The sequence below is a fragment of the Microbacterium terregens genome, from assembly GCF_039534975.1.
In the GTDB taxonomy this organism is placed as follows: domain Bacteria; phylum Actinomycetota; class Actinomycetes; order Actinomycetales; family Microbacteriaceae; genus Microbacterium; species Microbacterium terregens.
In genome coordinates, this window is the sequence record NZ_BAAAWH010000001.1 from 496501 (window position 1) to 522763 (window position 26263).

A 26263-nucleotide genomic window follows, 5' to 3' on the forward strand; every position below is an offset into this window, starting at 1 on the left:
TCCCGTCTTCATCGGGCGTACATCTCCTCGAGCGACATTTCCACGAGAGCGGATGCCGCGGCAGGGGCTTGCGCGTCAGACGAGAGACTCCAGCAGCTCCGCCGCGCGCGGCGCACCGCCGCGGGATCGCAGGTCCGCGCCGACGCGGGCGGCGGCATCCCGGAACGACTCATCCGCCATGATGCGGTCGAACCCGGCCGCCACCTTCGCGGCGGTCGGCGTCCCCGTCTTGAGGTTCACCCCCGCGCCGGCCCATGCGACGCGGGCCGCGATCTCGGGCTTGTCCAGGTCACCGCCCGCGATCACCAGGGGGATGCCGTGGCTCAGGGCAGCGAGCACGCCACCCCACCCGCCGTTGGTGATCACGACGTCGGTGCGTGGCAGAAGCTCCGCGTACGGCAGGAACCCCGCGACGCGCGCGTTGCCCGGCACGGCGAACGGCAGCTCGTCGCGCCCGGAGACCCCCGTCGCGACGACGACGAGCACGTCTCGGTCGGCGAGGGCCTCGAGCGCGGGGCGAATGAGGTCGGAGGGGTCGATGTTCTGCGTCCCCTGGGTGACGTGCACGACCCGGCGCCCATCCAGATCTCCCCACCAGCGGGGCAGCTCGGCCGCGACGGTCGTCGGCGCTCGCAGCTCTCCGACGAAGTGCACCGACGGTGGTCGGTCGGTCCGCTCGTAGTCCAGCTGCGGGACACCGCTCGCCACGACGAGGCGGGGCGAGAAGGCCACCTTGTCGAAGGCGCGCGCGGACGGCGGCAGCCCCACCGCTGCGCGTGCCTGCGCGAGCGGCCGACGCAGCGGTCGTGAGATCAGGGGAACCGCGGCGCGGAGCGCGGCATCCCGCGTTCTGGTGAACGGATTGCGCCCCGGGGCGATCCCCATTCCGCTGGGCGGGCCGTGCGTGCCGGAGAGGTTGAGCGGCAGCAGTGCCACGGTCGCCCGGACGCCGCCGGTCTGCTCCGCGAACAGCGCACCGCCGAGCGAGACCTCGTCACCGGCGATCGCATCCCACGGTGTGCGCTCCCACGCGGTCCTGAGGTCCTCGACCTGCGCCGGCGCGGTACGGATGAAGACGTCCTGGACGTTGATGAGCAGCTGTCCCAGGCCCTTCTTGCCGACCACCCGGGGGAAGGTCGCCGACAGGTCGTTCTCATCGAAGTCCGGTGCGATCTGCCACGGCACGAGAGCGGCACCGGCGGACTCCACGCGGCGCCGGAATGCCGCGCCGGTGTAGACGCGCACGTCGTGTCCCCGCGTCACCAGCGCCTGTGCGACGGCGCATATCGGTGCGACGTGTCCCGTGAAGGGCATCGCTGAGAGCAGAAACCGCGCCACCGCTTCATCGTGCCGTGTTCGGGTCGAGCGCGCACCCCCTCTGGCGGTCAGAGCCGGTCGGCGCGGTCGCCCAGTGTCAGAGCCGGCGGCGAGGGTCAGAAGAGCCGCACGGCGCTCTGCGCCTCGCGGCCCCGCGACGTGGTGACGAACTGCGGCGTCGTGCGCGCGGCGAGTCCGGCCACGCTGGATCGGCGCGGCGCGTCGTCTTCGGCGCGCCCGTCCAGCCCGTGGACCCGCAGCAGCGGCCGCACCCGCTTGGACAGCCACTCTCGATACGCCTTGGGTGCGGTCGCCGAGGCGCCGGGATAAAGACCCAGGTACGACGAGACCAGCTCGGGGCGCTCGCGGCGCAGCCATTCCATGAACCACTGCTTCGCACCGGGCCGCAGGTGCAGCGCGCCGAAGACGACACGGACCGCCCCGGCCGCGCGGATGCGCGCGAGCGCTTCGTCCAGCGCCGGGATCGAGTCGGTCAGGTGCGGCAGGACCGGCATGAGGAAGACGGTCACGCGGAATCCCGCTTCGGAGGCGGCCCGCACCGTGTCGAGGCGAGCCGCAGTCGATGGGGTCCCGGGTTCGATGAGCTTCTGCAGTGCGTCGTCGAACACGGCGATCGACATCGCGATGGACACTGAAACGGATGCCGCGGCATCCCGCAGCAGGGGAAGGTCGCGCCGCAGCAGCGTGCCCTTCGTCAGCAGCGAGAACGGAGTACCCGACTCGGTCAGCGCCGAGATGATCCCCGGCATCAGCCGGTACCGTCCCTCCGCGCGCTGGTACGGGTCCGTATTGGTGCCCAGCATGACGGCGTCGTGCATCCAGCTGCCGCGGCGGAGCTCCTTCTCGAGCACGTCGGCGACGTTGATCTTGACGATGATCTGCGAGTCGAAGTCCCGTCCTGCATCCAATTCGAGGTATTCGTGCGTTCCCCGGGCGAAGCAATACGCGCACGCGTGACTGCACCCCCGATAAGGGTTGATGGTCCAGTCGAACGGCATCGCCGAGGCGCCGGGGACATGATTGAGGGCGCTCTTGCACATCACCTCGTGAAAGGTGACGTCTGCGAACTCGGGAGTCGTCACGGACCGCACGAGCCCATTGAGCTGTTCGAGCCCGGGTAGAGCCGCGGCATCCGCAACACCCAGTTCCTGCCCCTGCCAACGCATGTTCCCATGGGAACAGAAATTCGAATATGTGTCAAGATGAACTCGCACAGATCGCCGAATCCGGACGGATGCGGCCGATCGCTCGACCCGCGACGCCCGGCAGGCCAGAATGGAGAGCGTGACGGCCCCCGAACCGCACGATCCCCCATCGACCCGTCGCGCCGCGAGGCTGCAACGCGCAAGGGATGCTGAGCGTGCGTTCGGCGCGCCGCGGGACGCCGCCCAGCCGCGCCGCTCGGCCGCAGCGCGTGGGGCGAGTCGGCCCGCGACCCCGACCCGGGTGGGCGCTGCGGCTCGACCGGCGGCGCCGGCCAGTCGCAACGAGGCCAAGACCGCGAGGCTCATGAACCCCTCCGCGCCGCAGCCTCGGCACGCGCGTCGCACGCCGCCGATCCGCGCCGGCGTGGTCGCCGGCCTCACCGTGGTCGCATCGCTCATTCTCGGATCGACCGCCACCGTGACCGCGGCCGTCACCGGTCCGCAGCCCCTCGCCGACCCGGTCGCGAGCACCGCCACGATGATGGTCGACCGCGTCGACGAGAAGGTCGCGTCGATGCCGGCCCCGCGTTCGACCCCGCCCCTGCCGGCACCCGCGCAGGCGATCCCCACGCCCCAGGTCGCCGCTGCTCCGGCGGTGATCGAGCTGTGCGCGCTGCACGGCTTCGCCGATGCGCTCGCCGTCGGCGACGACGTCGTGGCGGTCGCCGCCGCCGGCGGGCCCGAAGCGTTCCGCCGCGCCGTCGCCACCGGCATGGCGCCGTGCGTCAACCTCGCCGATCCCGCTCGGGTGTGGACCGTGATCAACAAGGCGCGTCCGCTGGCTCCGCTGGATTATCGGCCTGGTGCGCTGGCCATGCCGGAGGGCGTGCGCAGCATCGAAGGCGGCTCGCTGCGATCGGATGCCGCGGCAGCTCTCAGCGCGATGGTGGCCGCCGCCGCGGCCGCGGGAGTGGGCGAGATCGCCCTCGAGAGCGGCTTCCGGTCCCACACCACGCAGGAGACGAGCTACGGCAACCAGGTCAGCGCGCGGGGTGTGGAGCTGGCCGATCTGTCCAGCGCCCGGCCCGGGTTCAGCGAACACCAGTCGGGCCTCGCCGCGGACGTCGTCGCCTGCTCCGACGGCTGCGGCACGCTCGACGACCTGGCCGGCTCCGCACAGGGCCAGTGGATCGCCGCGCACGCCTGGGAGTTCGGGTGGATCACCCGCTACGAGGACGGGTACACGCCGATCACCGGGTATTCGCCCGAGCCCTGGCACCTCCGCTACATCGGACCCGAGCTGGCGCGCGCCTACCACGACGGTGGCTGGCACACTCTCGAGGAGTTCCTGGGCCTTCCGGCCGCCCCCGGCTACCTGGGGTGATCCTGTCCCGCAGGGGCAGGTGTGGCGACGGTCTTCACGAGCCGTGACGGCGCGACGGCGGGACGCTGCAGTGAGCCCGGACCCGGGTTTGCGGCATCCCACAATGGCGGTACCCAGTACCGCGCGTCCTGGGATGCAATCTCACAGGCGTTCGGCCTGCGGCGTGCCGGGTGACCTAGAATCGCCAGCGGCGACGCGGCCGCGCACCCTCCGAGAACGGCCCCGCCACCGACGTGTCAAGAAGGGCAGGCGCACATGGAGCGCGACATCTACGACGAGGACCACGAGGCGTTCCGCGACGTCGTCAAGGAATTCGTGAAGCGGTACGCGACCGAAGAGAAGCGCAAGCAGTGGGAGGCGGACGGCGAGATCGACCGCGCGACCATGCTCGCGGCCGGTCAGGCCGGCGTCATCGGCCTGTCGGTCCCCGAGGAGTTCGGCGGCGCCGGGATGCTGCAGGACTACCGCTTCCGTGCGATCGTGCTCGAGGAGACGATCGGCGCGGGCCACGGCTCGCTCGCCGGTGCCCTGGGCATCCAGGACGACCTGGCGATCCCGTACATCGTGCACATGGGCACCCAGGAGCAGAAGGAGAAGTGGCTTCCGGGCATGGCGACGGGCGAGATCCTCGGCGCCCTCGCGATGACCGAGCCCGGCGCGGGTTCTGACCTCCGCGGCATCAAGACCACCGCCAAGAAGGTCGACGGCGGATACATCGTCAACGGTGCGAAGACGTTCATCTCGTCGGGCAAGACCGCCGACATCGTCGTCACGTTCGTCAAGACCGGCGAGGGCAACCGGCCGGACGCGTTCAGCCTGCTGATCCTCGAGGACGGCATGGAGGGCTTCGATCACAGCAAGAAGCTCGAGAAGATGGGCTTCCACGGATGGGACACGGCCGAGATGTCGTTCGTCGACGTCTTCGTGCCGGAAGCGAACCTCATCGGAGGCAAGGAGGGTCTCGGCTTCATCCAGCTCATGATGAACCTGCCCCTCGAGCGCCTGTCGATCGGCGTCGCGGCGGCGGCCGCCGGCGAGGCCGCATTCGTGTGGACGCGTGATTACACGCTCAGCCGCGAGGCGTTCGGACAGCCGATCGCCGAGTTCCAGAACACGCGGTTCAAGCTCGCCGACATGGCGACGACCGTCGACGTGATGTGGGCGTACATCGACCGGGCGATGATGCTCTACAAGGATCAGAAGCTCACCGCCGAAGAGGCCGCGAAGGTCAAGTTCTGGGCGACCGACCGCGAGTGGGAGCTGCTCGACGTCGGCGTGCAGCTGCACGGCGGATACGGCTACATCACGGAGTACCCGATCGCGCGGGCGTTCCTCGATGCGCGCGTGCACCGCATCTACGGTGGCACGAACGAGATCATGCGCGACCTCGTGAGCCGGCAGATCGTCGGCAAGCGGTAACACGAACACCGGATGCCGCGACCAGGTGCCTCTTCAGAGGCTCGGGTCGCGGCATCCGCCTTTACCGGGGTGGGCCGGGCGCGGGTGGGCTGGGCGCGGGTTGGGCGGGGCGCGGGTGGGCTGGGCGCGGGTTGGGCGGGGCGCGCGGTTGGGCGTGGGGGTTCGCCTGTCGCGACACGCGGGTGGGGCCGGCCGATCGCGACAGGCGAGCGGGGGTTGGTGCGCGGGTGAGATGGGCGCGGGGTGGGCGGAGGTGCAGGGTTCGCCTGTCACGACACGCGGGTGGGGCCTGCCGATCGCGACAGGCGAGCGGGGTTGGTGCGCGGGTGGGATGGGCGGGGGCGCGGGGGTTCGCCTGTCGCGACACGCGGGTGGGGCCTGCCGATTGCGACAGGGGAGCGGTGGTTGGTGCGCGGCTGCGGCTGGGCGCGGGGCTGGGCGCGGGGGTTCGCCTGTCACGACACGCGGGTGGGGGCCTGCCGATTGCGACGGGCGAGCGGGGGGAGGCGAGAGGGGGGTCGGTGCGCGGGTGGGGCGGGGCGCTAGCGAAGGAGTGCCCAGAAGATCGCGGCGGAGGCCGCCAGGAACAGGACGATGAACACGACGTCGCGGGCGCGGAACGGGACCAGGTGGCGTTCCGTGCGATCCGGATAGGCGCCGAACGCGCGCGCATCCATCGCGAGGGCCACGCGCTCCGCGTGGCGGATCGCCCCGGCCAGCAGGGGGACGAGGTAGCCGCCCCAGCGGGCGATCGCGCCGAAGGGACCCCGGCCGCCGTGCGCACCTCGCACCCGGTGCGCCTGGCGGATGACCTCGAGCTCGTGACCGAACCGGGGCACGAAGCGGAACGCGGCCAGGGCCGTGTACCCGATGCGGTACGGAACCCGCAGCTGCTGGACGCCGGCCCGCACGAGGTCCGGGCCGGTCGTGCTGAGCCCCGCGATCAATGCGAGCGCGACGATCGCCGCGAGGCGCAGCGCCGTGGCCATGCCGATCAGCACGGCGCCGCCGTAGAGTTTCCACGTTCCGAGCTGCCAGAGGATAACGCTCTGGTCGACGTGGGCAGGATCCGTCCACAGCGAGAAGCCGAAGCCGATCGCCACCGCTCCGAGCGGCAGGGCCAGCAGCAGCACGACGGCGAGCCGTGGCGTGAAGCTCACACCCACCAGCAGCACCGCATACGACAGCGCCAGGAACGCGAGCGGGACCGCGGCTTCGCGCACGAAGACGAGCAGCACCATCGCCGGCACCGGCGCGAGGAGCTTCGCGAGCGGGTTGAGCCGATACAGGAAGCGGACCGGGGCGGCGGTGACGGCATCCGCATAGGGGTCGAGCGCCGTGTGCGGAACCTGCGCCGCGACGAGGGGACCGGTCGTGGTCATGCGATGGCCCCCGTGGGGATGCCGCCGGGCAGATCGGAGAGCCGCGCGATCCCGTTCAACTCGGGATGCCGCACCATGCCGTGCAGCGCGCGCGCGAGCGGAGGCAGCCGCAGCCCCGCCCGGTCGATGAGATCCGCGTCGGCGAACACCTCGGCCGTGGGACCGTGTGCCAGCACGCGCCCGTCGGCCAGCACGACCATGCGGTCGGCGTATTCCGCGACCAGCTGCATGTCGTGGGTGACGACGAGGATCGTCGTCCCCTCTCGGTTCAGTTCGCGCAACAGCGCGAGGAGCTCGTCGGCACGCGCGCGGTCCTGGCCGAACGTCGGCTCGTCCAGCGCGAGCACGGGGGCGCCGGCGACCAGGGCGGTGCCGACCGAGAGGCGCCGCTTCTGCCCGCCGGAGAGGAGGAACGGATGCGTCTGCGCCTTCGCGCTGAGGCCGAATCGCGCCAGCAGCGCCTCGGTGCGGCTTCGGACTTCGTCCTCGGGCAGGTGACGCAGGCGCAGGGCGTGTGCGATCTCGTCGAACACGGTGTTCGCGATGAACTGGTGCTCGGGGTTCTGGAACACGAAGCCCACCCGCGACGACAGTGAGCGGATGTCGGCGCGACTGATGTCGAGCCCATCGACGCGCACGGCTCCGCGCGGCGGCGGGACCACGCCCGCGATGGCCTGGATGAGGCTCGTCTTGCCCGCACCGTTCGCCCCGACGACCGCGATGAATTCGCCCCGGGCGACATCCAGATCCACGCCCGACAGCACCTCGCTGCGACCCCGCCGCAGCGTCAGCCCGCGGACCGAGATGAGCGGTGCGACCGACGGGGCTCGCCGAGGCGACGCGTGCGCTGTCGAACCGACGCCTCCGGGATGCGTGGATGCGTGGACCGACTCCGAGATGCCTCGGTGCGGGCGGCCCGGCTCGGCGAGCGTCTCGACATTCCGCACCGGCTCCGCCTCGAGGGCCGCGCGCAGCTCGGCCGGCGTCAGCGGCAGAGGATCGAGGACGTACCCGGCGCGGCGCAGCCGCAGGGCGGCCAGTGCCGATGTCGGCAGCCACACCCCCATCGCGTGCAGCTCCTCCGCGCGGTCGCGGAGCACGGCATCGACCGAGCCGTCCGCGACGAGCCTGCCCTGCTGGTCGAGCACCACCGCGCGATCCACGAAGCCGATGGCCGCGTCGAGGTTGTGCTCGACGAGAAGGATCGCCCGGTCGCCGGCCGCCACCAGGTCGGCCAGTGCCTCGTAGACCTCTTCGATTCCCCGCGGATCCAGGTTCGCGGTGGGTTCGTCCAGCACCAGCAGCGGGGACCCCATCGCCAGGGCGCAGGCGATCGCCAGGCGCTGGCGCCCCCCGCCCGACAGGCGATCGGGGTTGTCCGCGCGGCGCTCCCACAACCTCACCCGCCGCAACGCGGCCTCTGCACGCGCCAGTACGTCGGCCACCGGCATCCGGAGATTCTCCGGCCCGAAGGCGACCTCATCCAGCAGCGTCCCGGTGACCAGCTGCGCATCGGGATCCTGGAACACCATGCCGACGTGCGTGCTGAGTTCCGCAACGGGGGTGTCGGATGCCGTGAGGCCTCCGACCTCGAGAGTGCCGTGCACCTCCGCCGGAAGGGCGTGGGGGATCAGGCCGTTCAGGGCCAGGGTGAGCGTGGACTTTCCGGAGCCGCTCGGGCCGAGGAGGAGCACGACCTCGCCCGGGGTGACGTCGAAGCTCACCGAGGCGGGAGTGGCGGCTTGTTCACCGGCGTGGGTGATGGCCAGATCGCGCACCTTCAGCAGCGGCACCGCGCCGGACCGGGGATGCCCGGGCGCGGCAAGGGCGCTTCGGCCGGGCCGGGATGCATGCGCCGCGGCGGAAGGATCACGCTCGAGTGCGGTCACGGGTCTTCCCAGGGGTGGTAGCTAAGTGTCTCCTAACTTAGCCGACCCTAACCACGTCGCGATGGTTCAGAGTCGGCTGGATCGCGCCACGCCGGCGCGACGCAGCGCGGCCCCGACCGCCAGGCCGACGGCGGTCCACAGCACGGGACCGAGCACGAAGAGGGCGATGTAGACGATCTGCGCCCACAGCGGGAAGCGTGAGACGTCGGCCGCGAACCAGATCGACACGGCGATGAGCACGCCGACGATCACCGCCGACACGAAGAATCGCCACGACTCCCACCGTCGGTATCGCCCGAGGGCGGCCATTCCCTCTTGGAGGGCTCCGATCAGCAGGGCGGTGCCGACGTAGCGTCCGATCCACAGCGGTACGACCGCGCTCGCGACCAGCGCCGCGATCAGGTGGGTGATGAGCGCGACCCACGGCCTGCGCAGCAGCGCCTGGGCGACGACACCCGGCAGGACGTGCACTCCCAGGACCAGGCCGTACAGGATCGGCGCACCGGCCGAGACGAACCCGCTGATCGCGCCCGCGCCCGCGGACAGCACGCCGGTGGCAACGCCGATCGCGGCGCAGGTGAGCAGAACGCTCGTCGAGATTCGGGATGCCGGGGCCACACGCTCAGCGTAGTGCGGGCCGCCGTGCTGCTCTCACGTCGCCCCTATCCCCGGAGAGGTCCGGCGGGTTAGGTTGGCCCCAGTTGCGGGTGATGACGACCGCAACGGAGCCTCAGCCAAGGGGGTTCGCCATGGTTCGGCGGGCGACGCGCACAGCGGTGTACGTCGCGATCGGAACGCTGCTGGCCGCAACGCCGGTTCTCGGTTCGACACCGGTGGACCCACCGGTCGCCCCCGTTCCGATCGAATCGGCGACCGGGTCGTACATCGTCGTCCTCGATGAGGCGCCGGCGGCGACCTACGAAGGCGGGGTGCCCGGTCTGGCCCCGACGATGCCCGGCGATGGCGAGAAGCTCGACCCGCACTCGGCGGAGGTGCGCAGGTACGCGGCCTTCCTCGAGGAGCGGCAGGCCGACGTGGCGGCGGAGGCGGGAGTGGAGCCGGCGGCGACGTACATGATCACGCTGAACGGGTTCAGCGTGATCATGGCACCCGAGCAGGCCGCGCAGGTCGCTGTCACCGAGGGCGTCCTGGCGGTGTATCCGGACGAGATCCTGCGTCCGGACGAAGCGGCCTCGACCGACGACCGCCGTATCGCGGCGCCGGACGATGACACCGCCCCGCCCGGCACCGACGACACGGACGCCGACCCGCCCGGCACCGACGACACCGCCTTGCCCGGCATCGATGACACGGACACCGCCCCGCCCGGCACCGATGACACCGACCCGCCGGCCACCGATGACACCGACCCGCCGGGCACCGACGACACGGCGGGAAGCGGGGTCGTCGTCGGCATCATCGACACCGGGATCGCCCCGGAGAACCCCTCGTTCTCCGGGGAGCGGCTCCGAACGACCAAGGGCGCGGAGCCCTATCTCGTCGGTGACTCGGTCGTCTTCCGCAAGGCCGACGGCCGCGAGTTCCGCAGCGAACGGACGGCCGCCGAGGGATGGGCGGACTCCGACTACTCGACCAAGGTGATCGGGGCGCAGTACTTCGCCGCGGGCGCCGCCGCGGCGGGTTTCGCGTTCGATCACGACACGCTCTCGCCTCGTGACGCGGACGGTCACGGCTCTCACGTCGCGAGCATCGCCGCGGGCAACGCTGCGGTGGACGCATCGGTCAGCGACGTCGACCTCGGCGCGGTGGCGGGTGTCGCCCCGGCAGCGAAGATCGCAGCCTACAAGGCGTGCTTCACCGGAGCGGATCCGCTGGCCGCGGCCGATGACATGTGCGTCGGCAGCGATGTCGTCTCGGCGATCGAACGCGCGGTCGCCGACGGGGTGGATGTGATCGCCTACCCGATCAGCGGTCGGGCAGGGCAGGGCTGGGGTGCCGAGGACACCGCCCTCTACAACGCCGCGACGGCGGGCGTCTTCGTGGCCGCGAGCGCGGGCAACACCGGCCCGGGTGCCGCGACGGCCACCGGGCACGGGGCGCCCTGGTACACGACGGTCGCGGCATCCACCACGTCGGCCTTCGAGGCGACGGTGCAGCTGTCGACCGGCTTCGAGGCACTCGGGGTGTCGATGTCCGTGCCGGCCACCGCGGAGGTCAGCGCGCCGGTCGTGTACGCCGGCGATGCCGGCGTCGGCGGCGCTGCCGACGCACACCTCTGCTATCCGGGCACCCTGGATCCGGCGGAGGTGTCCGGTGCGATCGTGATCTGCGACCGGGGCACGAACCCCCGCACCGAGAAGTCGCAGGAGGTGGCCGATGCGGGCGGCGCCGGAATGATCCTCGCCAACGTGACGCCCGACACGCTCGACAGCGACCCTCACGTAGTGCCGACCGTGCACATCGACGCCGCGGACCGCACCGCGTTGCTGGAGCAGATCGCGAGCGGCGCCCAGGTCACGGCGACGCTCATCGGCGAGAACATCACCGGTATTCAGACCGCGGCGCCGCAGATCGCCGGGTTCTCCGGCCGTGGTCCGTCGGCGATCGATCGCGACGTTCTGACCCCGGATGCCGCGGCTCCGGGCGCCGGGATCCTGGGGGCCCGGAGCGACAGCTCCCGAGGCGATCCGACGTGGGGTATCGCATCGGGCACCTCGATGGCCGCCGCGCATGTGGCCGGCGTGGCCGCTCTTTATCTCGGCGTCATTCCCCGAGCGACCCCCGACGAGATCAAGTCCGCGATCATGACCTCCGCGGACGATACGGTGCACGCGGACGGGTCCGCACACATCGACCCGTTCGCGCAGGGCGCGGGGCAGGTCGACACGGTCGGTCTGCTCGATCCCGGCCTGCTCTACCTGAACGGACCCGCCGCGTGGGCGGGTTACGCGAAGGCGCACGGGTACGCCCGCTCCGACCTGCCCGCGGTCGAGAGCCGCGACCTCAACCTGCCGTCGATCACCCTCGGTGTGCTGGCCGGTGAGCAGACGGTCACCCGGACGCTCACCGCAACGCGCCCCGGCACGTACCAGGTGGCGGCCAACATTCCGGGTGTCGAGGTCTCGGTGCGCCCCTCGACGCTGACCTTCGCACGCGCAGGCGAGACGAAGGAATTCGCCGTCACGATCACGAACCTCATCGCGCCCGCAGAGGTCTGGGCGACGGGGTTCCTGACGTGGAGAGGCCAGGACGGTACGACGGTGCGCTCGCCACTGGCCGTGCGACCCGTCAACGTGGATGCCGAGGCCGTGGTCACCGCGGAGGGGATCGCCGGGAGCACCGATGTGGCGGTCGTGGCGGAGGTGGACGGTGTCATCCACCTCAACGTGGCCGGGCTCGCGCCGGTGGAGCTGCTCACGGACGACTCGGTTCCGGGTCACTCCGGAGATCAGGACTCCGGTGACCAGAACGGAAACGCGGCGTGGGTGATCGAGGTGCCGGAGGGATCCCCCCTCGCGCGCTTCGCCCTCCGCGGGTCTGATGAGACCGACCTGCACCTGAGCGTCTACCGCATCGTCAGTGCTGCCGACACGCGCTACTACGAGCGGTGGGCGCCCCCGGCGGGCGTGGCGGACGAGGTGACGCTGCCCCACCCCGTCGCCGGGTCCTATCTGGTCGTGGCGAACGTGCGCGAGGCGACCGATGCGATGACATGGGATCTGACGGCCGCCGTCGTCCGGCCGGATGGTGCGCGCTCGCTGACCAGTCCGCTGGACGCGCTGTCCGGGTGGACCGGACGCAGTGCGCACTACTCGCTGTCGTGGCAGGGCCTGCGGCCCGACACCCGCTACCTCGGCGTGGTGACGTACGGCGGCTCCGACGTCCAGACCGTGGTGGAGATCGATGCCGGGGCAGTACCGCCCGCGGCGAAGACCCCGCCCGGAATCAAAGGCGAGGCGCGCGTCGGGGAGACCCTCACCGCCCAGGCGGGCACATGGGAACCGGACGAGGTCGACGTCGCGTACGTGTGGATGCGCAACGGCCAGCCGATCCCGGGCGCGTTCGGCGACGAGTACCGAGTGACAGCGGCCGATGTCGGCGCCGCGCTGTCGGTCCAGGAATCAGCCGCGCGGCCCAGCAACATCAATGCGGGGACGGCCGTGAGCGACGAGGTGATCGTGAAGGCCGGCGCCTCGGTCGAGGTCACGATGCACCCCTACCGCGGCACGGTCGCCGAGGCGTATGCCGTGACCGTGGACGTGCGGACCGCGCTCGGCGCGAGGGCCGTGGGCCCCGTCGAGGTCTGGGTCGACGCGGCGAAGTACACCGGAACGCTCGCCGATGGCCGCGTGACATTCAGTCTTCCGGTGCAGGCGCCCGGCATCCACGTCGTCGTGGCGGAGTACGCCGGCAGCGCGCGCGTGGACGGCGCGACCGGTGTCTCGGGGTTCATCGTCGCGCGGTGAGCGACTCATCCCGAGAATCCGTTGCGGCGCACCGTCGGCTTCACTCTGCGGGTTCGCCGCGTTTCGGCCACTCCACCTGCAGCCCCGGGACCTCGCGATCGCGGAGGAAGCGCACCACGAAGGGGCAGCTCGGGACGACCGTCTCGCCCCGACGCGCGACATCGGCCATCGCCTCGCCGACGAGCAGTCCACCCAGACCGCGTCCCTCCAGGGTGGGGTCGATCTCGGTGTGCAGGAAGACCAGCCGTCCGGAGTCGTCGGGCTCGAACTCCGCGAATCCGCCCAGCACGTCTCCGATCCGGATCTCGTAACGGCCGTCCTCGTCGTTGCGCTCGACGCGCGGCTCCACATCGGTGATCGCGCCGGTGGCGGGTTGCGTGCTCATGTACGTCCCTTCGTCCTGCATCGGTCTCTCCCTCGGTGCAACACACGGTTCGGCGGGGCATTCCGCCGAACCGCGCGCTGCGGCCTGTCAGACTCGAGGGATGCCGGCATCCCTGCGCGACAGCATTCCGGTCGGGGCCGACCCCGACGCGGTGTACGAGGCGTTCGTCGAGTGGGCTTCCGGCCAGGGTCTTTCGCTGTACCCGGCGCAGGATGAGGCGGCGATCGAGATCGTCTCGGGGGCCAACGTCATCCTGTCCACGCCGACGGGAACGGGCAAGTCCCTGGTCGCCGTGGCCGCGCACGCCGCCTGCCTGGCCCGCGGCGGGCGGACGTACTACACCGCGCCGATCAAGGCGCTCGTGAGCGAGAAGTTCTTCGCGCTGGTCGAGATCTTCGGCCCCGAGAGCATCGGCATGGTCACCGGCGACTCGTCGGTGAATCCCGACGCGCCCATAATCTGCTGCACCGCCGAGATCCTGGCGAACCTCGCCCTGCGCCAGGGCGCCGACGCCGACGTCGATCAGGTCGTGATGGACGAGTTCCACTACTACGGCGACCCCGACCGCGGCTGGGCGTGGCAGGTGCCGCTGCTGCTGCTCTCGCGAGTGCAGTTCGTGCTGATGTCGGCGACCCTCGGCGACGTGACCGGCATCGCCGCCGACCTCACCCGCCGCACCCGCCGCCAGACCGCGGTGATCACCGGCGTCGAGCGGCCGGTGCCGCTGCACTTCTCCTACGCCCGCACGCCCGTGCACGAGACGGTGGAGGACCTGCTCGAGACGGGCCAGGCGCCCGTCTACATCGTGCACTTCTCGCAGGCTGCAGCGATGGAACGGGCGCAGGCACTCTCCAGCGTCCGCATCGTGAGCCGCGAACAGCGGGACGCCATCGCCGAGGCGATCGGGGGATTCCGCTTCACGACCGCTTTCGGACGCACCCTGTCGCGCTACGTCCGTGCGGGCATCGGGGTGCATCACGCGGGCATGCTGCCGCGCTACCGACGACTGGTCGAGACCCTCGCGCAGCGCGGTCTGCTGCGCGTCATCTGCGGCACCGACACCCTCGGCGTCGGCATCAACGTCCCCATCCGCACCGTGCTGATCACCGCGCTGGCGAAGTACGACGGACAGCGCATGCGTCAGCTCAGCGCCCGCGAGTTCCATCAGATCGCCGGCCGAGCCGGGCGCGCGGGATACGACACCGCGGGGACGGTGGTGGTGATGGCGCCCGAGCACGAGATCGAGAACTCCACGGCGGTCGCCAAGGCCGGAGACGACCCCAAGAAGGTCCGCAAGATCGTGCGCAAGAAGGCGCCGCAGGGCTTCGTGAACTGGGGCGAGGCCTCGTTCGAGAAGCTCGTCGCTGCGGACCCCGAACCGCTCGAGCCGCACCTGCAGCTGACCGCCGCGATGCTGATCAACGTGATCGCGCGCGGTGGCGACGTGTTCGCGAACGTGCGTTCCCTGGTGTTCGACAACCACGAGCCGAGGGCGCGAAAGTACGAACTCGCCCGCCGCGCGCTGGGGATCTTCCGCACCCTGGTCGCGGCGCAGGTGGTGATCGCCGGCCCGGACGGCGGCATCCGCCTCACCGTCGACCTGCAGCCGAACTTCGCACTCAACCAGCCGCTGTCGCCGTTCGCACTCGCCGCCATCGGTCTGCTCGACCCCGACACCGAGCTGCACCACGGCGCGGCCGCGGACGGCGCCACGGGCTCTGCCGGCACCGGCCACTACGCCCTCGACGTCGTCAGCATCATCGAGGCCACCCTCGATGACCCTCGGCCGGTCCTGTCGCAGCAGCAGTACCTCGCGCGCGGCGAGGCGGTCGCGGCGATGAAGCGCGAGGGCATCGAGTACGACGAGCGGATGGAGATGCTCGAGGAGATCACCTATCCGAAGCCGCTCGAGGCACTGCTCGCGCAGTCGTTCGAGGTGTTCGCCTCCAGCCAGCCCTGGGTACGTGATTTCGAGCTGTCGCCCAAGTCCGTCGTGCGCGACATGTTCGAGCGGGCGCTGTCGTTCGCGGAGCTGATCCAGGTCTACCAGCTCGCGCGCAGCGAGGGGCTGGTGCTGCGCTACCTCAGCGATGCCTACCGGGCGATCCGCCAGACCGTGCCCACGGATGCGCAGACGCCCGAGCTGCTCGACATCATCGCCTGGCTCGGCGAGCTCGTCCGGCAGGTCGACTCGAGCCTGGTCGACGAGTGGGAGAGTCTCATCAACCCGGTGACCGACCCGACCGCCCCGGTCGTGCCACCCGCGCCGCCGTCGGTCCTCACGAACCGCCGCGCGTTCCTGGTGCTCGTGCGCAATGAGCTCTTCCGCCGGGTGCGCCTGGCCGCGCTGCAGCGCGACGACGAGCTGGCCGAGCTGGATCCGGACGTGGACTGGTCGGCCGCCCTGGACGCGTACTTCGACGAGCACGACGAGATGCTCACCGGTGGACCGGCGCGCGCGCCGCGACTGGTCACCGTCGATGACACGGATGCCGCGGCATCCGGTGTCTGGAAGGTGGAGCAGACGATCGATGACCCGGCCGGTGACCACGACTGGCGCATCCGCGGCGAAGTGGACCTGGCCGCGTCCGAGGAGGAGGGCGCCGCGGTCGTGCGCATCACCGAGGTGCTGCGCCTCTAGCGCCGCCCCCGAACCCGCGAGACCGGATAGGCGCCACGAGACCGAGGTCGATCATCCCGGTCTCGTGGCGTCCCTGCGGTCTCGCGGCCGAAGAGGTGCCAGCTGTTCGGCGAGCTCGGCGCGGGAGCCGATCCCGAGCTTCGTGTAGACCTTGCGCAGGTGGTACTCGATCGTCTTCGGACTCAGGAAGAGCGCCGCCGCAGCCTCGCGCGTCGTGCGACCCTCTGCCAGCATCACGCTGACCTGCAGCTCCTGCGGGGTGAGCGCCGCCACCGCGTTGACGGCAGTCGTGCGCACGTGCTCACCGGTCGCGGTGAGCTCGGCGGCCGCCCGTTCCCCCCAGATGCTCGCGCCGAGATCCGAGAAGTCCTCGAGCGCTCGGCGCAGCTGGACGCGTGCGTCGACGCGGCGCCCCGCCCGGCGCAGCCGCTCCCCGTAGGCCAGTCGGGTCCGTGCGGACTCGAAGCGGTCGAGGGTCTGGTCGTGCCAGCCCAGGGCGGCCGAGAACCACTCGTCGACCTCGTCCTCGCCGCCGGCCTGGCCGCACGCGCGGTCGGCCCGCGCGCGCGCCCACGGCTGCCCTTTGCGCACCGCATCGTCGCGGTATCGGTGCGAAAGGGCCACCGCGTCGGCACGTCGACCGAGTCGCAGCAGGGCGTCCGCCAGTTCGGGCGCCGGGGAGAGGTCGACGTCCTGCAGCCCGAGACGATCGAGCAGGATCGTGAGCGCGGACAGGTGTTCCACCGCCCGGTCGGCATCGCCCAGCGACAGCGCGAGGTCGCCGAGCGCGAACGCGACCCAGGCCTCGCCGATGTGGATGTCGCGGTCTGCGCACAGGGCGGCCGCCTCCGTGGCGTGCGCGCGCGCCGCGTCGGCCTTGCCCGCCCGCGATTCGAGCCAGCACAGCCCCGCCAGAGACATCGCCAGCTCCGTGGTCTGCCCCGTGTCGGCGGCGAGACGGATCGACTCGGTGTAGTTCGCCTCCGCCCTCGTCCACGCCTCCGTCGCCGCCTGGTCTCGCGCGACGTGGAACAGCACCGCCGGCAGTGCTCCGATTCCGGCTGCGGCCCGCACCTCGTCCACAAGGGCCCGCAGTCGCGCCCCGCTCGTCGCATCGCGAAGGTACAGCGGTGCGAGCATCAGCCACGACAGCCTCCGCGGGTCGCGCAGCAGCTCGGCATCCGTCTCCAGCAGGGGAACCGCGGCACGGATGTCAGCGGCCCCACCGCGCCCCGAGAGCACCTTCGCCATCCCGGTCGCCATCAGGCCGAGCGCCCGAGCACGCGGTTCCGACACGGCCGCGCGGAGGCCGGACAGTCGGTCGGCCAGCGTCGACGCGGTGCGAGCGTCGCCGAGGTAATAGGCGGCGTGCACCGCGTCGGCGAGGAGGATCGCAGTGTCGTCCGCGCGAGGCGAGAGGTCGGCGGCCGTGAGCAGGATCTCGAGTGCCTCGCGCAGCGAGCCACTGCGCGCCGCGATCGCGGCCCGCAGCTCGAGCGCCCGCATGGCGGTCGGCGCGACCGTGCGATCCGCCGTCGACTCGGTCGCCCGCCCGTGCTGGTCCAGCAGCGCGAGCGCTCGGTCGCGCATCCCCGCGGTCCAGGCCGTGTCCGCGGCGTGCAGCAAGCGTGCGGCGCGCTCGTCGTCATCGGCCGAGAGGTGCGCCGCGCGTTCGAAGGCTCCGGAGCCCACCGCGTACGCGGCACGTGCGACCGCCCGCGCGCCGGCCGCCGCGAGCAGGTCGGCGACCCCTGCGTCGGGGTGCCAGGTCGCCTCCGCGAGGTGCCATGCCCGCCGATCCGCATCCGCCGTCGCGTCGGCGGCGGCGCGGTGGGCCGCACGCCGGTCCTGGGCCGGCGCGGCGGAGTAGGCCGCGGAGCGCAGCAGCGGATGCCGGAACTCGACCTCGGCGCCCCGGACAGTGACGAGGCCGAGGTCCTCGGCCTCGTCGATCCGCGCGAGGTCGAGACCCAGCGCGCCGCACACGTCGGTGATCAGGCGCAGCTCCGACCCGCAGACGGCGGCCACGAGCAGCACCGACCGGCACTCCGGCTCGAGAGACGCGAGCCGACGGCCGAAGGCCTCGGCGACTGCGCGCGGCACCCGCAGCGGCAGACCGGTCTCCGCGCTCTCGACCACCTCCCGATCGGCGGCGCTGAGCTCCAGCAGGGCCAGCGGATTTCCCGCGGTGGCCGTGTGCAGCCGCTGCAGCTGCTCCTCGCCGAGAGGATGCCCGCGCGCGCGTGAGACGAGCGCCCGCGCCGCGGCGATCGTGAGGCCCGGCAGCGGGAGTGACGGCAGTCCCGCCGCGATGTCATCGCCCTCGGGCGTGCGCACTCCGAACACGACGGCGACCGGGTCGGCCGCGAGGCGCCGCGCGGCGAAGACGAGAGCGTTCGCCGAGGGGCGGTCGGCCAGGTGCAGGTCGTCCACGACGACGGCGACGGGGCCGTCCTCGGCATACCGGCAGACGAGGCTGAGCAGCGCCGCCCCGATCGTGAAGCGGTCATGTGCGCCAGGGCGCGAGTCGGCGGGGGTCGCCGGCAGCGCGAGCGCGGCGGAGAGGGCGGCCGCCTGCACGGGCGGGATCTCCTCGAGCAGCCCGAGCGCAGGACGCGCCAGCTGCAGGAGCGTTCCGAACGGGATGTCGCGCTCGGACTCGACGCCGGTGGCGCGCAGCACCCTCATGTCCTCGAGTCCGTCGACGGTGTCCTCGAGCACCGCGGTCTTGCCCGCTCCTGCCTCGCCGACCACCACGAGCGCGCCGCTCATCCCCAGGCGGGCCGCCGCGGTGAGGCGGCCGATCGCCTGCTGTTCGGCCTGCCGACCCACCAGCATGGCCCCGAGTCTAGGCTCGTCTCCCAGCCCCGCGCTCGGGGCAGGAGGGCAGATCGGAGGACCGTGCCCGCGGCATCCATCCTCCCGTTCGCGCCTCTCCTCGGGTGTGGTCTTCTCGCGCGGCTCCACGAACCAGGGGGTCCCCCTGATGCGGCGTCGGGATGCCGCTTCCTACGGTCGAGGCATCCCACCGGCGCACCGCGTCGACGGGTCCACCGCACAACACCGGCATCACCGAAGGAGCACGCCATGTCCACCACCGCACCAGCGACCGAGATCGACGCCGACAAGCTCATGAGCTTCGTCTTCCGTGCCGTCGACGAGGTCGGAGCGACCCTCAACGCCGGGCTCGTCGTCATGGGCGACAAACTCGGCTACTACCGGGACCTGGCCCAGAACGGTCCGAGCACGCCCGCTCAACTGGCCGAGCGGACGCAGACGGCCGAGCCGTACGCGCGCGAATGGCTGAACGCGCAGGCGGCGGGCGACTACGTCACCTACGATCCGGCGACGAAGCGCTACACGCTGCCGCCGGAGCAGGCGATCGCGATGACCGAGGCCGACAGCCCCGCGTTCCTGCCCGGGTTCTTCCAGTTCGCCCTCGGCACCCTGCACGACACCGAGCACATCGTGGACGCCGCACGCAGCGGCGCGGGGTTCGGCTGGCACCAGCACGACGCGGACGTGTACGCGGGGTGCGAGCGCTTCTTCCGTCCCGGGTACCACGCGAATCTTCTCGACTCGTGGATTCCCGCCCTCGACGGTGTGGAGCAGAAACTCCGCGACGGCGCCCTGGTCGCCGATGTGGGCTGCGGTCACGGGGCCTCGACCATCCTGCTGGCCCAGGCCTTCCCCGCATCGACCTTCATCGGGTCGGACTACCACGCCGGCTCGATCGAGACGGCGCGGCTGCGTGCCGCCGAGGCAGGGGTGGCCGACCGTGTTCGGTTCGAAGTCGCCTCCGGTCAGGAGTTCAGTGGCACGGGTTACGACCTCGTGGCGATGTTCGACAGCCTCCACGACATGGGGGATCCGGTCGGCGCTGCGCGCCACGTGCGCGAGGCGATCGCCGACGACGGCACGTGGATGGTCATCGAGCCGATGGCCGGCGACCACGTCGAGGACAACTTCAACACGGTGGGACGCGTGTACTACGGCTTCTCGACGCTGCTGTGCACCCCGGCTTCCCTGTCGCAGGATGTCGGCCTGGCGCTCGGGGCACAGGCGGGGCCCGCGCGCATCCGGGACGTCACGGCGGCCGGCGGCTTCACCCGGTTCCGCAGCGCCACCGAGACGCCCTTCAACCGCGTCTTCGAAGTGCGCCCCTGACACCGGCGGATCGCAGGAGCACACTGGAGGAATGGCGACGATGTCCGGCCAGAGCCGCACCTGGGTCCGCGCCCAGCGCCGGCCCCGGCGGGCGCTGTTCCTCTCCTCGCCGATCGGACTCGGCCATGCCCGCCGCGACATCGCGATCGCGCAGGAACTGCGGTTGCTGCACCCCGACCTGCAGATCGACTGGCTGGCGCAGCATCCCGTCACCCGAGTCTTGGCGGATGCCGGAGAACCTGTGCATCCGGCATCCGCCATGCTCGCCAACGAGTCCGCGCACATCGAGGACGAGTCCGCCGACCACGACCTGCACGCGTTCCAGGCGATCCGGCGGATGGACGAGATCCTCGTGAACAACTTCATGGTGTTCAACGACGTGGTCGAGGAGACCTTCTACGACCTGGTGATCGGGGACGAGGCGTGGGAGGTCGACTACTTCCTGCACGAGAACCCCGAGCTCAAGCGCTTCGCCTTCGCGTGGATGACCGATTTCGTGGGGTGGCTGCCGATGCCCGCCGGCGGGGATGCCGAGGCGGCACTGACCGCGGACTACAACGCCGAGATGCTCGAGCAGCGATCGCGCTACCGGCGGCTGCGCGATCGCTCGATCTTCGTCGGGAACCCGGATGACGTGATCGACGCCTCGTTCGGGGCCGGGCTGCCGGGCATCCGCGAATGGACGGCGGCGAACTACGACTTCGCCGGATATGTCACCGGCTTCGCCCCGCCGTCCGAGGCGGAGCGGGCGGCCGTGCGGGCGCGGCTGGGGGTCGCGCCCGACGAGCTGCTGTGCGTGGTGACCGTCGGGGGGTCCGGCGTGGGCGAAGCGCTGCTGCACCGGGTGATGGACGCGATCCCGCTCGCGCGGCGCCTGCGGCCCGAGCTGCGGTTCCTGGTCGTCACGGGTCCGCGGATCGATCCGGCGTCGCTGCCGCGGCGCCAGGGCGCGACGGTGCGCGGGTTCGTGCCCGACCTGTACCTGACGCTCGCCGCATGCGATGTCGCCGTCGTGCAGGGCGGGCTCACCACGACGATGGAGCTGACTGCGGGGCAGCGGCCGTTCCTGTACGTGCCGCTGGAGAACCACTTCGAGCAGAACTTCCATGTGCGCCACCGCCTGAGCCGATACGGCGCCGGCCGCTGCATCCGCTATGCCGAGGCCAGTGATCCGGCGGCGCTCGCCGACGCTCTGATCGCCGAGCTGTCGCACCACGTGCACTACCGGCCCGTCGAGACGGACGGCGCCGCCCGCGCCGCGGTGCTTCTGGGGGAGCTGATCTGATGCGCGCCGTGCAGCCGGTGCAGAGCGACTTCGCCGAGCGGGACGGCGTCACGATCCACTTCGAGGTCTACGGGGAGGGTTCGCCGACGGTGTACCTGCTCATGCCCGACGTCATCGTGCACAGCCGGGCGTGGAAGGGGCAGATCCCGTTCCTGTCGCGGTTGTGCCGCGTGGTGGTGAGCGACCCGCCGGGCAACGGCCTCAGCCCGGTCCCGGATTCCCTCGACCGGATGGGCACGCGCGCGCGCCTGGACGATCAGTGGGCGGTGCTGGACGCGGTGGGCGCCGACCGGGCGATCCTGGTCGGCGTGTGCACCGGCGCCGGACACGCGCTGACGATGGCGGCCGAGCACCCCGAGCGCGTGCTCGGCGTGTGCGCGATCAACCCCGGGCTGCTGCTGACGGAGCCGCTGCCGCACCGGATCGCGTTCGATTTCGACGAGCACCGCGACACCTACGTCGGGTGGCAGAAGCAGAACCGGAACTACTGGCGGCAGGACTGGCCGGACTTCTCGCGGTTCTTCTTCGGCGAGATGTTCCCCGAGCCGCACTCCTCGAAGCAGATCGAGGACTGCGTCGCATGGTCGCTGGGGGCGGGCGCCGAGACGATGCTGCGCGAGAACGACGCGCGTCCGTACCTCGATGACGAGATCCCCCGGGCGCGGGCGATCTGCGAGGCGGTGCGCTGCCCGGTTCTGGTGATCAACGGGTCGCTCGATCAGTGCCAGAATCCGCTGCGCAGCCCCATCGTGGCCGACCTGACCGGCGGGCAGCTGGTCGTCATCGAGGGCGGCGGGCACCTGCCGCAGGCGCGGGATCCGGTCAAGGTCAACCTGCTGCTGCGCGACTTCATCCGCCGCGTCGCGCCCTGATCCGCGCCCGTTCCCCCCCGTTCACTTGCGCTGTTCGTACGGGCGGACCGTGTTTTCGCGTACAAACAGGGCAAGTGAACAGAGGGGGCGCGGGGCTGTCAGCTGCCCGGGCTACCCTTGAGCCGATGAGCACTCCGTCCGCCGATCCGTACGCCGATGCGGTGTGGGCCACCGACGACGAGCCGCCACCCGACTTCTTCTCCGCCCCCGGCGACGACGCGTGGGCACCGCCCGCTGACGACTCCTGGGCCCCGCCGCCGGACGACGGCTGGGTGCCGGGCGCTTCGGTCGCGGCATCCGCACCGCCGGCCCCCCTGGCAGCCGCCCCCGCTCGCTACGCCACCTCGGCCGAGGCGCTGCACACGGTCTTCGGGTACGAATCGTTCCGCGGCAATCAGGCCGCCGCGATCGACCAGATCGTCCAGGGTGGGGATGCTGTCGTCCTCATGCCCACGGGCGCCGGAAAGAGTCTGATCTACCAGATCCCCGCACTGGTGCGACCCGGCACCGGCCTGGTGGTCAGCCCGCTCATCGCGCTGATGCACGATCAGGTCGACGCGCTGGTCGCCAATGGCGTGCGCGCCGCGTACCTCAACTCCACGCAGGCCGCGCCGCAGCGCGCGGCGGTCGAGGGGGCATATCTGGCCGGCGAACTCGACCTGATCTACGTCGCGCCCGAGCGTCTCTCGAACGCGTCCACGCGGTCCCTGCTGCAGCGCGGCACGCTCAGCGTCATCGCGATCGACGAAGCCCACTGCGTGTCGCAGTGGGGTCACGATTTCCGCCCCGACTACCTCACCCTCGGCGAGCTCGGCACGCAGTTCCCCGGCGTGCCCCGTGTCGCGCTGACGGCCACTGCGACCGACGCGACGCACCGCGAGATCACCGAGCGGCTGCGCCTGAACGAGGCGCAGCACTTCGTGGCGAGCTTCGACCGGCCGAACATCCAGTACCGCATCGATCCCAAGGTCGAGCCGCGCAAGCAGCTGCTCGCCTTCATCCGGTCGCAGCCGGAGCGTTCCGCGGGAATCGTGTACGCGCTGAGCCGCAAGAGCGTGGACCAGACCGCCGAGTACCTGCGCACGCAGGGCATCGACGCTCTGGCCTACCACGCGGGTCTGGACTCATCGATCCGTGCCGCGCATCAGTCCCGGTTCCTGCGCGATGACGGCGTCGTGATGGTCGCCACGATCGCGTTCGGCATGGGCATCGACAAGCCCGACGTGCGCTTCGTCGCGCACATCGATCTGCCGAAGTCCGTCGAGGGCTACTACCAGGAGACCGGTCGCGCCGGTCGCGACGGCGAGCCGGCCGTCGCGTGGATGGCCTACGGCCTGGGCGATGTCGTGCAGCAGCGTCGCATGATCGACCAGTCGCCGGGGGAGCGCTCGTACAAGATGCGCCTCGGCCAGCACCTCGACGCCATGCTCGCCCTGTGCGAGACGGTGGGATGCCGTCGCCAGAACCTTCTGGGCTACTTCGGTGAGCCGTCGGGTGCGTGCGGCAACTGCGACACCTGCCTGGAGGCGCCCGACACGTGGGACGGCCTCGTGCCCGCGCAGAAGCTGCTGTCCACCATCGTGCGCCTGCAGCGCGAGCGCGGACAGGCGTTCGGGGCCGGGCACCTCGTCGACATCCTGCGCGGTGCCTCCACGGACCGCATCCGCCAGCAGGGTCACGACGCCCTCTCGACGTACGGTCTGGGCGCCGACCTGACCGATCAGGACTGGCGCAGCGTGATCCGGCAGCTTCTGGCCGGCGGCATCCTGGTCCCGAAGGGCGAATACGGAACCCTCGCGCTGGGCGAATCCGCCGGATCGGTGCTGCGCGGCGAGGCTCCGGTGCCGCTGCGCCGCGACGTGCTGGGCAGAACCGGATCGGGCTCGCCGCGGACGCGGAAGACACCGGCATCCGACGCCCTCGAAGTCGGCGACCGGCCGCTGTTCGAGTCGCTGCGGGAGTGGCGCGCCGGCGTCGCGAAGGAACAGGGGATGCCGGCGTACATCGTCTTCGGCGACGCCACGCTGCGCGCGCTGGCCGAGCAGCGCCCCGCGTCGCTCGCCGATCTGGACGGCATCACCGGCATCGGCGCGAAGAAGCGCGAGGCATACGGCAGCGCCGTCCTCGCGGTGATCTCGGGCTCGCCTCAGTAGGCTGACCGCAACGGGCCGACGCGGGTCCGCGGTCTCGGGCCGGCGCGGCCCCTGGGGAAGGTTCACCGGTGAGCCTGAGCAACATCGACATCGCCCAAGCGGCGCGCATGATCCCGATCAGTGAGGTCGCCGCGCGCCTCGGCATCCCGGACGAGAGTCTCGAGCCGTACGGCCGCTACAAGGCCAAGGTCGCGCTGGACTATCTGGCCGCGATCCGCGAGCGCCCGCAGGGCAAGCTCGTGCTCGTCACCGCGGTCTCGCCCACCCCGGCCGGGGAGGGGAAGACGACGACCACCGTCGGACTCGGCGACGCGCTGACCCGGATCGGGGAGCGTGCCATGATCTGCCTGCGCGAGCCCGCGCTCGGCCCGGTGTTCGGCATGAAGGGCGGCGCCGCGGGGGGCGGTTACGCCCAGGTCGTTCCGATGGAGGACATCAATCTCCACTTCACCGGCGACTTCTCCGCGATCGCGGTGGCGACGAACCTGCTCGCGGCGATGATCGACAACCACATCCATCACGGCAACGCCCTCCAGATCGACGTGCGCCGGATCACCTGGCGGCGAGTCCTGGACATCAGCGACCGCGCGCTGCGCGATGTCGTGGTCGGGCTCGGCGGCCCCGGCAACGGGTACCCCCGGGAGTCGGGCTTCGACATCGTCGTGGCCTCGGAGGTGATGGCGATCTTCTGTCTCGCGACCGACCTGCGAGACCTGCGCGAACGCCTCGGCGACATCGTCGTCGGCTACACCCGCGACCGTCGGCCGGTCCATGCCCGCGACCTGGGCGCAAACGGGGCGATGACCGCGGTGCTGCGCGACGCGCTGGCTCCCAACCTCGTCCAGACGCTCGAGAACACCCCGGCCTTCGTGCACGGCGGGCCGTTCGCCAACATCGCGCACGGGTGCAACTCGTATCTGGCGACCAGTTCGGCTCTGCACCTGGCCGACTACGTGGTGACCGAGGCGGGGTTCGGCGCGGACCTCGGGGCCGAGAAGTTCGTCGACATCCTGTGCCGCACGACCGGGCTGCGCCCGGCGGCGGCGGTGATCGTCGCGACGATCAGGGCGATGAAGTTCCACGGCGGCGTCGAGGTCGCCGACCTGGCGACCGAGGATGTCGCGGCGCTCGAGCGCGGCACCGTGAACCTCGCCCGGCACCTGGAGACCATTCGGGGGACGTTCGGCCTGCCCGCGGTGGTGGCCATCAACCATCGCGCGGAGGACACGGATGCCGAGGTGCACGCACTGGTGGCAGCCGTCGAGCGCATGGGCGCGGTCGCGGTCGTGGCCAAGCACTTCGCTGAGGGCGGAGCGGGCGCCGAGCAGCTGGCCCGCGAAGTGGTGAGGCTGTGCGCCGAGCCCTCGGACCTGGGCTTCACCTACCCCGACGAGGCGTCGCTGTGGGAGAAGATGCAGGCCATCGCCAGGCGGATCTACGGAGCCTCGGACATCACCGCCAGCACCGCGGTGCGCGCGCAGATCCGACGGCTCGAGGACGAGGGGTATGGGCGTTACCCGGTGTGCGTCGCGAAGACGCAGTACTCGTTCTCGACCGATCCGAAGCTGCGCGGTGCGCCCTCCGGGCACGCCGTCGACGTGCGCGAGGTGCGGCTGGCGGCGGGTGCGCGTTTCGTCGTGATGGTGTGCGGCGACATCATGACGATGCCCGGCCTGCCGGTGGCGCCCGCGGCGATGACCATCGACGTCGACGAGGAAGGGCGCATCGTCGGCCTCTTCTGACAGGCGCTGCGCTGGGGTCCGGGACGGATCACCG

Annotated in this window: 16 protein-coding genes; 9 read left to right on the forward strand and 7 right to left on the reverse strand. The window is 71.4% G+C overall.

Features of this window, described 5'->3' with window-relative positions:
• Positions 1-75 precede the first annotated feature (75 nt).
• Both ABD655_RS02390 and ABD655_RS02395 read right to left on the reverse strand, forming a co-directional pair.
• The gene (locus tag ABD655_RS02390) at positions 76-1314 is read right to left on the reverse strand and encodes a glycosyltransferase (RefSeq protein ID WP_344711418.1); all 1239 of its coding nucleotides are present in this window, start codon (positions 1312-1314) and stop codon (positions 76-78) included.
• 119 nt (positions 1315-1433) lie between these two features.
• Complete coding sequence (locus ABD655_RS02395) at positions 1434-2504, reverse strand: Rv2578c family radical SAM protein (RefSeq protein WP_344711420.1); 1071 nt, start codon at positions 2502-2504, stop codon at positions 1434-1436.
• A gap of 343 nt (positions 2505-2847) precedes the next feature.
• Here ABD655_RS02395 and ABD655_RS02400 point away from each other — a divergent pair, with 343 nt between their 5' ends.
• The gene (locus ABD655_RS02400; protein ID WP_344711422.1) at positions 2848-3867 is read left to right on the forward strand and encodes a D-alanyl-D-alanine carboxypeptidase family protein; all 1020 of its coding nucleotides are present in this window, start codon (positions 2848-2850) and stop codon (positions 3865-3867) included.
• 255 nt (positions 3868-4122) lie between these two features.
• The gene (locus ABD655_RS02405) at positions 4123-5286 is read left to right on the forward strand and encodes an acyl-CoA dehydrogenase family protein (protein ID WP_344711424.1); all 1164 of its coding nucleotides are present in this window, start codon (positions 4123-4125) and stop codon (positions 5284-5286) included.
• A gap of 542 nt (positions 5287-5828) precedes the next feature.
• Here ABD655_RS02405 and ABD655_RS02410 read toward each other — a convergent pair.
• The 3 genes from ABD655_RS02410 to ABD655_RS02420 form a co-directional block, all read right to left on the reverse strand.
• Complete coding sequence (locus ABD655_RS02410; RefSeq protein WP_344711427.1) at positions 5829-6668, reverse strand: energy-coupling factor transporter transmembrane component T family protein; 840 nt, start codon at positions 6666-6668, stop codon at positions 5829-5831.
• A complete protein-coding gene (locus ABD655_RS02415) occupies positions 6665-8461 on the reverse strand; it encodes an ABC transporter ATP-binding protein (RefSeq protein WP_344715638.1) in 1797 nt (598 codons plus the stop codon). The genes ABD655_RS02410 and ABD655_RS02415 overlap by 4 nt, the downstream gene beginning before the upstream one ends.
• A 162-nt stretch (positions 8462-8623) precedes the next feature.
• Entirely contained in the window at positions 8624-9175 is a 552-nt protein-coding gene (locus tag ABD655_RS02420; RefSeq protein WP_344711429.1) for an ECF transporter S component, read from the reverse strand.
• Between the two features lie 131 nt (positions 9176-9306).
• On the opposite strand from ABD655_RS02420, the gene ABD655_RS02425 reads away from it, so the two are divergent.
• Positions 9307-12984, forward strand: a complete 3678-nt coding sequence (locus ABD655_RS02425; RefSeq protein ID WP_344711431.1) for a S8 family serine peptidase — start codon at positions 9307-9309, stop codon at positions 12982-12984.
• A gap of 40 nt (positions 12985-13024) precedes the next feature.
• Here the strand turns inward: ABD655_RS02425 and ABD655_RS02430 are convergent, their stop codons facing one another.
• Complete coding sequence (locus ABD655_RS02430; protein ID WP_344711433.1) at positions 13025-13369, reverse strand: GNAT family N-acetyltransferase; 345 nt, start codon at positions 13367-13369, stop codon at positions 13025-13027.
• A 100-nt stretch (positions 13370-13469) separates the two neighbouring features.
• Between ABD655_RS02430 and ABD655_RS02435 the strand changes: the two genes are divergently transcribed.
• Positions 13470-16010 carry a DEAD/DEAH box helicase gene (locus tag ABD655_RS02435; RefSeq protein ID WP_344711435.1) on the forward strand — a complete coding sequence of 847 codons (2541 nt, stop codon included), beginning with the start codon at positions 13470-13472 and terminating at the stop codon, positions 16008-16010.
• 51 nt (positions 16011-16061) lie between these two features.
• Here ABD655_RS02435 and ABD655_RS02440 read toward each other — a convergent pair whose 3' ends face one another.
• Entirely contained in the window at positions 16062-18848 is a 2787-nt protein-coding gene (locus tag ABD655_RS02440; protein ID WP_344711438.1) for a helix-turn-helix transcriptional regulator, read from the reverse strand.
• 249 nt (positions 18849-19097) lie between these two features.
• Here ABD655_RS02440 and ABD655_RS02445 point away from each other — a divergent pair, with 249 nt between their 5' ends.
• From ABD655_RS02445 to ABD655_RS02465, 5 genes are all read left to right on the forward strand, one after another.
• Positions 19098-20177, forward strand: a complete 1080-nt coding sequence (locus ABD655_RS02445; RefSeq protein ID WP_344711440.1) for a class I SAM-dependent methyltransferase — start codon at positions 19098-19100, stop codon at positions 20175-20177.
• A 31-nt stretch (positions 20178-20208) separates the two neighbouring features.
• A complete protein-coding gene (locus ABD655_RS02450) occupies positions 20209-21462 on the forward strand; it encodes a glycosyltransferase (RefSeq protein WP_344711442.1) in 1254 nt (417 codons plus the stop codon).
• Positions 21462-22334, forward strand: a complete 873-nt coding sequence (locus ABD655_RS02455; RefSeq protein ID WP_344711444.1) for an alpha/beta fold hydrolase — start codon at positions 21462-21464, stop codon at positions 22332-22334. Before ABD655_RS02450 ends, ABD655_RS02455 begins: the two co-directional genes overlap by 1 nt.
• Before the next feature lie 125 nt (positions 22335-22459).
• Positions 22460-24487 (forward strand): DNA helicase RecQ, encoded by a 2028-nt coding sequence (gene recQ, locus ABD655_RS02460; RefSeq protein ID WP_344711446.1) that lies wholly within the window; start codon positions 22460-22462, stop codon positions 24485-24487.
• A 68-nt stretch (positions 24488-24555) separates the two neighbouring features.
• Positions 24556-26229 carry a formate--tetrahydrofolate ligase gene (locus ABD655_RS02465; protein WP_344711448.1) on the forward strand — a complete coding sequence of 558 codons (1674 nt, stop codon included), beginning with the start codon at positions 24556-24558 and terminating at the stop codon, positions 26227-26229.
• The last annotated feature ends 34 nt before the right edge of the window (positions 26230-26263 follow it).